A 10,327-nucleotide genomic window follows, 5' to 3' on the forward strand; every position below is an offset into this window, starting at 1 on the left:
CACAGATATTCATGATCAGCCATTCATGAATAAGTATGGAGTTCTCGCGGTTTTAGCTGATGGAATGGGTGGATTTATAGGTGGAAAGGAAGCTAGTTTCCTTGCAGTACAAACTTTTGTCAAACATTATCAGGAATCCATTGAAATAGACTCTATACCGGATAAATTAGTATCTGCAGTTCAAGAGGCCAATAAATCAGTTAAAGCATTTGCCAAACAAAATGGGTTAGAAGGAGGAGTCGGGACAACACTAATTGCTACCGTTGTTTTCAAGAATCAATTGTACTGGTTATCTGTCGGAGATAGCCGAATTTATTTGTACCAAAATCATACTGTAAAGCTGCTGACTACGGATCATATTTATGCTAAAGAGCTGGAGGAAAAAGTAGCTTCTGGTCAAATCTCCCGGCAGGAAGCAGAAAATGATCCTCAAAGAGAAAGTTTAACGAGTTTTCTAGGTTTAGAGGAAATCGAGGAGCTCGATGTTTCATTAGACCCGATTCCGCTTGAAAGGGGGAACTCCATTATCCTCTGCAGCGATGGTCTTTATGGATCTGTTTCAAATCAGGAGATGATGGATGTATGCAGTTCCTTATTAACACAGGAAGCAGCAGATAGATTAATTGAGTTGGTGCTAAAGAAACAAAAGCCTCATCAAGATAATGCGACTGTAGCCATTTTGACTTTAGGACAGATTTAAAGGGAAGAGGGGATGGAAATGCCAAAAATGAATAAGCGGAATAGCTCCTTTCATAGGACTTTAATTACTTTCCTATGTTCCATTGTTATACTGTTTTTTTATTCTCATGCCGCAATTGCGGAATCTAGATCGATAGATGAGCTTAGAAACAGTGTAGTAAGGATTCTTTGCTATGGTTCAGATGGAGGCTTATATACAGGAACTGGCTTTGCTGTTGGCAATTCAGAGCCTGTCCGTCATATCGTCACTAACTATCATGTTGTAGAACCAAATTTAAATGGTGTCACGATTCTCCTTTCAAAGGAGGACCAAATTGAAGCGACTGTTATCGCTTATGACAAAATTAAGGACTTGGCTATATTAGAATTGTCGCAGGATCTATTTAAACGGCCTCCTATGGAGTTAGGAAATAGTGATGAGGTAAAAGCAAGCCAAGAGGTATATGCCTTAGGCTTCCCTGGAGATGCAGATTTAATCGATGATACTCCATCTGGTGAACCTAATGATGTAACGATCACGAAAGGAATTATCAGTAAAATATCTACCCAAGGCGGCAGGGGGATCTTGCAAATTGACGTCAATATTAATCCTGGAAATTCTGGTGGTCCGCTCCTAAATGTAAATGGTCAAGTAATCGGGATTAATACATTTGGAGTTACTAGTGCTTCTGGGATAAATGGAGCCGTCCAAATCGAAGAATTGATTCCAATGCTAGAATCTAGAGGAATTAACTATTTAACTGCCAGTAATCCGATTGTCGAAGTAATAGTTGACGATACTGAAGAAAAATCTACAGCTATATGGTGGATAATCGGAATAGCTGCAGCAGGTTTACTTTTCTTATTTATTATCATTGTCGTGATCATTTTAATGACAAGGAAAAAAGGAAATAAACCTGGAAAAGCAGCACCTTCTGTTCCTATTATACCTTCCTCTCCAAGTTCAGTGCCAAAATTAAAGGGACTTTCTGGTTATTTTGCCGGCCAAACAATTGAATTAAATGGGACTCATTTATCAATTGGACGGGATGCAAAGCAATGCCAGTTTGTTTATCCTCATAATTCTGAAGAGATTAGCAGGAAGCATTGTACGATCCGATATGATCATTATAATCAGACGTTCATGATTGAGGATCACAGTTCTAATGGGACATATCTTGTATCAGGTGAACGGATTCCCCAAGGGAAAATAACTCAATTGCGTTCAGGTGATCGCTTTTATTTAACCTCGAAGGAAAATATGTTTGAAGTAAGCTGGGAGATTAAATAATGCAGTATAGCTCAGCTTCAATATCAAATAAAGGCGGAAGGGAAGTTAACCAAGATTTCATTGGTTTTAATGAGTTGGAAAACGGTGGATGCTGGGTAGTTGCTGACGGACTTGGCGGATATCAGGCTGGGGAGGTTGCATCAAGACTTGCGGTAGAAACTATTTTACAAGAATCCCAGATGAGAAATGATATTCAATGGCTAAAGGAAGGCATTGAACAAACACAAAAGGTTATCCGCAAACATCTACTATTAGAAACAACTGCAAAACCAATGAGAACGACCGTCGTTGTCCTATTATGTAAAAATAGTTTTGCCACATGGGCACATGTAGGAGATTCCCGTCTATATATGATCAGGAATGGAAAGGTAATGGTACAAACAAAGGATCATAGTGTATGCCAAGCTCTTGTCAATGCAGGAGAAATAACAGCCGACCAAATTCGCTTTCACGAGGATCGGAACCGGTTATTTCGAGTGTTAGGGTCAGAAGGAGCTGTCAAAGCAACTTTTCCTGAAAATGAAATGACCGTTTATCCTGGGGATTCCTTCTTGCTATGTTCTGATGGGTTTTGGGAATATATCACAGAAGAAGAAATGGAGAATACTAGGCTAATATGTTCAACTCCTTCAGACTGGCTTCAATTAATGGAGATTAATCTAAAGGGGCGTACTCTCGAAAACAATGATAATTACAGCGCCATTGCTGTGTTTGTAAGTGAATAATTTGTCAGAATGAGGTGAAGGGATGGCGGATATTAATCATCTTTGTTTAGGGTGTATGGGGGATAAGGGATCCGATCATATATGCCCCCACTGTGGCTGGGTTACAGAGTCGGCCGCAGAAGCACCACAGCATTTACCGCCTGGAACGATTCTGCATAAGAAATACCTTTTGGGGAGAGTTCTTGGACATGGAGGTTTTGGCATAACGTATTTAGCATGGGATTTAAATCTCGATATGAAGCTTGCCATTAAAGAATATATGCCTCGGGATTTTGCAACAAGATCTCCTGGGCATACGATGGTATCCGTATTCTCAGGCAGTCTTAATTCTCATTTTGAGCATGGCTTGAATAAGTTTTTAGATGAGGCAAAAACTTTGGCTCAATATAATAATCATCCTGGAATTGTTGGAGTACGGGATTTCTTTAGAGAGAATGGAACGGCCTATTTAGTTATGTACTATTTAGAAGGTGTCGATTTCAAGCAGTACCTAGAAATGCAGGGAGGAAAAGTCTCTTATCAAACTGCCCTTATGATCATGATGCCTGTTATGGATGCATTAAGGGAGGTTCACCGGTCAGAAACACTTCATCGGGATATTAGTCCGGATAATATTTACATTACCGCCGAAGGCCAAGTTAAAGTACTGGATTTTGGAGCGGCTCGCCACGCCATAACAGAATTTAGTAAAAGCATTTCCGTTATATTAAAGCCTGGATATGCACCAGAAGAACAATACCGAAGTAAAGGAAAACAAGGACCTTGGACAGATGTATATGCAACGGCTGCTACATTTTATCGCGCCATTGCTGGTCATGTACCACCTGAATCTCTTGATCGGTTAGAAGAGGATGCTATCATTCCACCATCTAAGCTTGGTATTGATATTCCTGCAAAAGCAGAAGCCGCACTGATGAAGGCATTATCTGTAAAGTCAACAGACCGCTTCCAGTCAATGGAAGAATTTCAGCAGGAGCTGCTTGAGAATTTACATGAATCAGCGCCCGTTTCGAATAAAACGAATGAAATCAATAGTAAAGGACCAGTTAAGCAGGTAACGAAGGCGACAGTTTCCCAGCATCAAGAATCGGCAAAGAAAACAGGAATTTCAAAATGGGTTTGGATTGGCGGAGGAGCGGCGGTTGCGATCCTTTTGTTTGCTGGTATTTTTGCTGCAACCATCCTATTCGGTGCAAAAGCGGGAAAAGAAATAGTGAAAACGAAGGATGCCCCAGTAGCCGTTAATAAAACTCAGGAAGCCCCTAAACCTGTTACCAAACAAGTAACTGTTCCAAATATTATGGATATCCGCGAGGAAGAAGCAAAGGAACTATTAGCAAAAGAAGGATTAAAGTTCGGTAATGTCACTTATGTTGAAAGTTTATTCCTCGAAAAAGGATGGGTAATAAAGCAATCTATAAACCCCGACCAAAAGGTAAATGAAAACGATTTAGTCCACCTAGAAGTTAGTAAGGGAATAGATCTGCCAGTCGATGAAGAAACCATAAAAATTAAGAAGCTTTCAATTGTAAATGAATATTGGGATAAAGGCTATAACCTAGATATTAAAAATGAACAGGAGGATGCGCTAAGACATTATATTCAAGCTAGGGATATGGCAAAGGTTCTTTATGAAGTGAATGAATATGATTTTGATGCCCTATATTCGATAGGCGTATTATATAGAAATATTTCTCTTATCAAAAGTAATTTAGGTTATTACGAAAATGCACTTAAAGATATAGAGGAAAGTGTGGATATACTAGAGGAATTGCTTGAAGATGATCCTGTTTTTCAAGATGATTATGTTGAGTTAGCAAACTCTTACGGGATGTTGTCCTATATTCAATTATTAAATAAAATGTCTGACGATGCGATCGAATCAGCAGAAGTGGCGCTCGAGCTCGATCCGGGCAATATTGAGTTTAAAGCGAATCTTGCCCATGCCTATTTATTTTCTAATCAATTTAATGCGGCATTAGCCCTTTATTCTTCACATCAAGATGAAATATTTTCGGAAAATAAATCGTTTAAGGATTTTGTTTTAGCAGATTTTAAATATTTTAAAGAGAATAATCTGACACATCCCGATATGGAAAAGATTGAAGATATGTATAATAACCAAGGAACAGACGTTTACTCTGATGATTTGGAAATCGAAATCACCATTTACGCTAATGGGTTTGCGTTTGAGGATGAGGATGTAGAGACCTATTTAAGTACCATTGATCCAAGTTCAGCAGGCCTTACAAAGCAGAGCATTACTAGTTTCTTTGAAACCTATGACGAGATCCAAGCAACAATTGAAAGTATTGAAGTTTTAGAGATACAAGGAGAGACTGCAAAAGCAAAAGTAGTTCAAACCTTGACTTACAAGGACGGTACGCAAAATTTCGAAGCGAAAAGCACATTAATTCATAGCTTTATTCGTTCAGACGGCATTTTTAAGTGGCTTATTTCCGCAACTGAGGTAGAAGGGGGATAGGATCGTGAAAAGGTGTATAAATGGTCATTATTATGATGAAGCCAAACATAGTTTATGTCCTCATTGTGGGGTCAATATTGATTTAAATCTTGGGATGACAATGCCGATGAGGCAGCCTGCTGGAAATGACCCTTCCAAAACTCAGGCAAAGATCCCAAATGAAAATGATGAATTAGGCAAGACCGTAGCCAAGATACGAAATGATATTCGAAATACCCCTGTTCCACCTAACCAACAGGATGGAAAAACGGTAGCTGTTTTCCGCAAGCAAATGGGGATTGATCCAGTAGTTGGTTGGTTAGTGTGTGTAGAGGGACCGGATAAAGGCAAGGATTTTCGGATAAGAAGTGAACGAAACTTTATCGGCCGATCTGATAAAATGGATATTTGTATTGCAGGGGATGAAGCAATTTCTAGAGAGAATCATGCCATTGTAAGCTTTAGTCCAAAAAAACGTCAATTCCGAGTGTACCCTGGTGAATCACGGGGACTTGTCTATTTAAATGACGAAGAGGTCATAACAGCTGACGAACTGAAACCATATGACGTCATTGAGCTTGGGAAAACAAAGCTGATGTTTATTCCATTTTGTGGGGAAAGGTTTGTTTGGGATTAAGAGATGAAATCATTAATTCGAAAAGGCTAAGATTAATATTATTTTTTAAATGAGGCGCATTCCTGCTTTAGAAAAGTAATCAGGAAAACGCCTTTTCTGTTGGTTATTCTTTTAATTGAGACAAAGACACATCCTGCTCATTTGATGGATCATCCAGGGGGTAAATTCTTGCTGTATCATCTTCATTTACATGCTGAATATAAACTTGCTTGCCGTTATACGTAACTTTATGTATCTCTGGTGATTCTGATATTTGTTTTGCACGCTGCTTATTCATTTTTTCCCTCCTGTCTTTGACTGCCAAGTATAATGTTTCCTATTTAGCGGGGAAAATACGGCATTAACCGTATGAATATTAATATTTTTAATTATTCAATCAAATAATCGTCTTAAACCATTTACTTGTAGCTATTTTTGTGAAATATTATTTAAAGGTAACATCTTTGACGAAAGCTTAGGAGGTATTAGGATGAAAAAAAATAAATTAGTCATCGTTGGCGTTGGGCATGTTGGATCATACGTTCTAGCCGATGCTATGAAGCTTGGCCTTTTTTCTGAAATTGTTGTTATTGATTGTAGAGAGGAAGTTGCTTTTGGCGAAGCATTAGACCAATCTCACGCAACTGCCCTTACATATATGTCCAACACGACAGTTCGTTCAGGTGATTATTCAGAATGTGCAGACGCAGATGTTATTATTTGTGCCGCTGGTCCAAGTGTCCTGAAAACTGATGAGGATGCAATGCCAGACCGGGCATTGTTGGCTGAAAAGAATGCAGAGGTTATTCGAGAGGTAATGACTGGGATAACTAAGTATACGAAGGAAGCCATTGTGATCATGATTACAAATCCATTAGATACAATGGTTTACATTGCTGAAAATGAATTTGGCTATCCGAAGGGTCGTGTCTTTGGAACTGGGACGATGCTGGATTCTGCCCGTTTATGCTATGTCGTTGCTTCGAATTACAATATTGATCCAAAAAGTGTAACAGGATATATGATGGGTGAGCACGGCCATACAGCCTTCCCTGTTTTTAGCCGCTTAAATGTGAATGGGTTTGGAGAAGGTGAATTGGATCAAGTTTTTGATGGAAAAGAACCTTTAAACAGAGAGAAAATGGGTCAGCAGGTCGTTAAAGAAGCATTTGCTGTTTTAAATAATAAAGGGTGGACAAATGCAGGAGTGGCCCAGGCCGCAATTACATTAGCAAAAGCCATCATGCTTGATGAACGTAGTGTATATCCAGTTTCCACAACCTTACATGGGCAATATGGCTATGATGGAGATGTTGCACTAAGCATGCCATGTGTAATTGGGCGAAATGGCGTGGAAAAGCAATTAGAAATTAAATTGGACGAGCAGGAAACTGAGTGGCTGCATAAATCAGCAAAGTATATTCAGGATACGATGATAGTGGCTAAGACTGGCAAGGACTATTTGTAATGTAATTGTTCCCATCTCTGAAGGTGGGGACTTTTTAATATATTAAAAGATTAATAACAAGAACACTTGTTTGTGTAATATGTATAAGAGACTAGAAAATTATTTAAGGAGGGAGAGCATTGCCAAGAAAACCCGGGTGATTGAAAGTGAAGAATTAATCCCTAGCTCATCTATGCCTTTAAAGAAAGAGACGTTGTAATTGAAGATAATAATACTGATTATCTCTGTGAATAGAAAGTAGACGGGATTAGACTAATTGTTTCCAAACGGAAGGGGAAATTAAAGTTTTATACAAGGCATAATGATTGCAGTTCCCCAGTCAAAATGAGCTGATGCTTAAGGAACTTAGGTATTGTTTAAATAATATTTGTAAATGAGAGGTGTAGAAACCTCTCTTTTTTATAGAAAACATTTGTTTTATAAGCTTATTCAAGTCTATCTTTAAGTCTATCCTATCTAAATGGAGCTGAATATTTTGGAAAATAAAAGCAAACCTATTACTACTTCTGATGAATATGATTTTCTATTTTTTCCTAAAGGAGAAGGGTTAGCAAAAGAAAAAGAAAGGAAAGGTACCTTATGTCAATTTCTTTGACGTAAAAGGGCAACTCTTATGTAGATTGACACAAAGTTACCTACTAGGTTGCTAACGCCACAGCATTCGGTAAACCTTCTTAATCTGTACATAAGTTGCGCCATTTGTTGCTACAAGATAACAAGCTGAAATAAATGATGTACCAAAGCTAAGACGACCTGGACATTCTTCCATTGAAACGATTTATACTCATATTAGAAACGAGGATCTAAAAACAGCAATTAATAAATTCAATATGCCAATAGATTAATGAGCAGCAAGTGCGGGAATAACAGAGGTTTACACGATATTTAGTAATTTTGTGTCATAGTTTCAGTATCTTTTTGTACATGCTTCCCTCAAGTGTTCTACTCTTTTTAAATCCAATATGCTTGTTCTTACGTAATTTTCCCCCGTTTAATTAATTACATTTATATTATTGAACAAAAACATCTAGTGGGTCTAGAGAAACCTTTTGTCAGCTAACTAAAAATGTAAAAGGGATGAAAAAAAGTTTCTTATAAGAAAAAAAAGTAAGATTGCCACAATTCCATGAGTTTATTTGTTGTCGTAGTAAATACTATTTTAAAAAAGGAGATCGGAATATGAAAAAAACATTCGACACTAAAGTCTTAGGGGTTTTAGAAGACAAAATCCAATTAATTAAGACCAATAAACGTGCTATTTATTTAGTTGGTCCGATTAGGCTTCCTGTTAATTTATATGGAGATACTGTTGTTTTCCATTGGTATTGCTGGCTGAATTGTGATGAGGTAACGGAGGATTTTGAAAGGATTATTGATAAATTATCTTCTGTAAACCTAGCCGAGCTACAACAATCCAGCGTCCTAGTCTATGGTGATTTTGAATATGACGATAATGCTATTATTAGATTGCATTCTATCTGTCATACGGGCGATATTTTTGGTAGTAAGAGATGTGATTGTGGTTTCCAATTAAAGCAATCCATGAAAATGATTTCAGAACACGGGAATGGTGCTTTATTTTATCTAGCTAACCATGAGGGAAGAGGAATTGGCTTATTTAGTAAGGCGATGGCTTACATTTTACAAGAGAATGGTTATGACACTGTTGAAGCCAATGAGGCACTTGGTTTTGTTGATGACTCTAGAAATTATGGAGATGCAATTCTTGTCCTTAAAGCATTACGCACAAAACCTGTTACACTTATAACCAACAACCCTAAAAAACTTCAAGCATTAAAAACAGCAGGTCTTGAGGTTTCAGGTAGAGAATCTATTTGGGGGGATATTTCGGAATATAACGAGAAGTATTTGAAGACAAAAGTTAATAAGTCTGGTCATATTGAAGAGAAAGGGACTTGTTGTAATGATTAACAATGATTTAAGTGGAATTCGTCTAAATAAATGAATAAGCGTTGAAAGAGGTAAGAAGGACATCTGTTTTGTATAAATCACAAAACCCAATCAGAGTTGGTTGGGTTCTACTTGCTGTTTTTATAACTAGGTATATAAATTTTTATAACTTGAATTGCTAATTATTTTAATCGTTAAGCAGCCCACCAGTTCATCGATAAAAACCATAGCTTTTAATTTAGCTACGGTTTTTTTATTCTTTATAAACCCAAAATTAGTTAAATAGGCGAAAATTCTAATGTCAAAATTTCAAACAATCAGTAAGTGTTTCATTAATTGTATTACTTCAACTTCTTCTACGACAATTACGGGTGCAAATTACATAAAAAATTCTTCAACTCATTTAAACTATCATCTACTTTCTATTATAAAAAACGATATGATGGAATCAATATTAGAAAATGTGCCACACTTAAGTCTTGTAAATAGATGGATTGTACAATTAAACTGCTTCTGCTTACGGGCCTTCGTAACCAGGCCATTACCAAATTGAAAGTGGGAAACATTAATTTGGAAGAGGGTTTGATTATTTACAATCAAAAAATTAAGAATTCGAAAAACAAGATGCAGGTGTTGCCACTTCCACCTCTTTTATTGCAAGAACTACGGAAACACGTAGAAGAAATGAAACTGAATGATGACGATCCACTTAGTTATGTGATTAAGGGTTACCCGCTTAAAAATAAGCAGTTGAATGCTGCGGTCAATAAAGTGAATGAATTTCTGAATTGGAAAGGAGAAGAGAGGATAACTCCTCATGGTTTTCGATATACGATTGCCACACTCTTAGATGAACAAGGAATGTCAGTCGAAACCATCAATTGGACACAGCTCTGGGGCCAACGTTGAACTTTATCTTAGAACACATAAACGAAAAATCCAACAGATCAAAGAGGAATTGACCAAAATTGAATTAGAATTAGAACAAAGTGTTACAGAAGAAAAGGGTGATTTCCCATCCATAGACCACGAGGAAATGGGGAAGAGAGGTAATAATGATTTATTAGCAGGACTCCCATTTTCAGAAGACTTTATTTTAGAACTTTCGAAGTCAAATCCAAAATTATTAGAAAGCTGATGATAGAGCATTACAAACATCAAAACATTAAATAAC

The 10,327-nt window shown here is 37.4% G+C and carries 10 protein-coding genes; 9 read left to right on the plus strand and 1 reads right to left on the minus strand.

Annotated features, from left to right (window positions below; all coding sequences use genetic code 11):
* From V7149_RS11750 to V7149_RS11770, 5 genes are all read left to right on the plus strand, one after another.
* A partial coding sequence (locus V7149_RS11750; RefSeq protein WP_335345816.1) for a PP2C family protein-serine/threonine phosphatase occupies positions 1 to 700 on the plus strand: 700 nt, incomplete at its 5' end.
* Positions 701 to 718: 18 nt separating this feature from the next.
* On the plus strand, positions 719 to 1,969 hold the full coding sequence (locus tag V7149_RS11755; protein ID WP_335345817.1) for a trypsin-like peptidase domain-containing protein: 1,251 nt from the start codon (positions 719 to 721) through the stop codon (positions 1,967 to 1,969).
* A complete protein-coding gene (locus tag V7149_RS11760; RefSeq protein WP_335345818.1) occupies positions 1,969 to 2,694 on the plus strand; it encodes a PP2C family protein-serine/threonine phosphatase in 726 nt (241 codons plus the stop codon). The genes V7149_RS11755 and V7149_RS11760 overlap by 1 nt, the downstream gene beginning before the upstream one ends.
* Before the next feature lie 22 nt (positions 2,695 to 2,716).
* The gene (locus V7149_RS11765; RefSeq protein ID WP_335345819.1) at positions 2,717 to 5,179 is read left to right on the plus strand and encodes a protein kinase domain-containing protein; all 2,463 of its coding nucleotides are present in this window, start codon (positions 2,717 to 2,719) and stop codon (positions 5,177 to 5,179) included.
* 4 nt (positions 5,180 to 5,183) lie between these two features.
* A complete protein-coding gene (locus tag V7149_RS11770) occupies positions 5,184 to 5,795 on the plus strand; it encodes an FHA domain-containing protein (protein ID WP_335345820.1) in 612 nt (203 codons plus the stop codon).
* A gap of 103 nt (positions 5,796 to 5,898) precedes the next feature.
* On the opposite strand, the gene V7149_RS11775 is transcribed toward V7149_RS11770, so the two are convergent.
* On the minus strand, positions 5,899 to 6,072 hold the full coding sequence (locus V7149_RS11775) for an H-type small acid-soluble spore protein (protein ID WP_335345821.1): 174 nt from the start codon (positions 6,070 to 6,072) through the stop codon (positions 5,899 to 5,901).
* A 192-nt stretch (positions 6,073 to 6,264) separates the two neighbouring features.
* On the opposite strand from V7149_RS11775, the gene V7149_RS11780 reads away from it, so the two are divergent.
* The 4 genes from V7149_RS11780 to V7149_RS11800 all read left to right on the plus strand — a co-directional run bounded on the left by V7149_RS11780 (position 6,265) and on the right by V7149_RS11800 (position 10,291).
* Positions 6,265 to 7,242 (plus strand): L-lactate dehydrogenase, encoded by a 978-nt coding sequence (locus V7149_RS11780; protein ID WP_335345822.1) that lies wholly within the window; start codon positions 6,265 to 6,267, stop codon positions 7,240 to 7,242.
* 1,179 nt (positions 7,243 to 8,421) lie between these two features.
* Complete coding sequence (locus tag V7149_RS11790) at positions 8,422 to 9,174, plus strand: GTP cyclohydrolase II (protein WP_335345823.1); 753 nt, start codon at positions 8,422 to 8,424, stop codon at positions 9,172 to 9,174.
* 468 nt (positions 9,175 to 9,642) lie between these two features.
* Positions 9,643 to 10,062, plus strand: a complete 420-nt coding sequence (locus V7149_RS11795) for a site-specific integrase (RefSeq protein WP_335345824.1) — start codon at positions 9,643 to 9,645, stop codon at positions 10,060 to 10,062.
* A 49-nt stretch (positions 10,063 to 10,111) separates the two neighbouring features.
* Entirely contained in the window at positions 10,112 to 10,291 is a 180-nt protein-coding gene (locus V7149_RS11800) for a hypothetical protein (protein ID WP_335345825.1), read from the plus strand.
* Positions 10,292 to 10,327 lie beyond the last annotated feature (36 nt).

Origin of the sequence: Bacillus sp. JJ1503, from assembly GCF_036965125.1 — a bacterium.
GTDB lineage: Bacteria > Bacillota > Bacilli > Bacillales > Cytobacillaceae > Cytobacillus.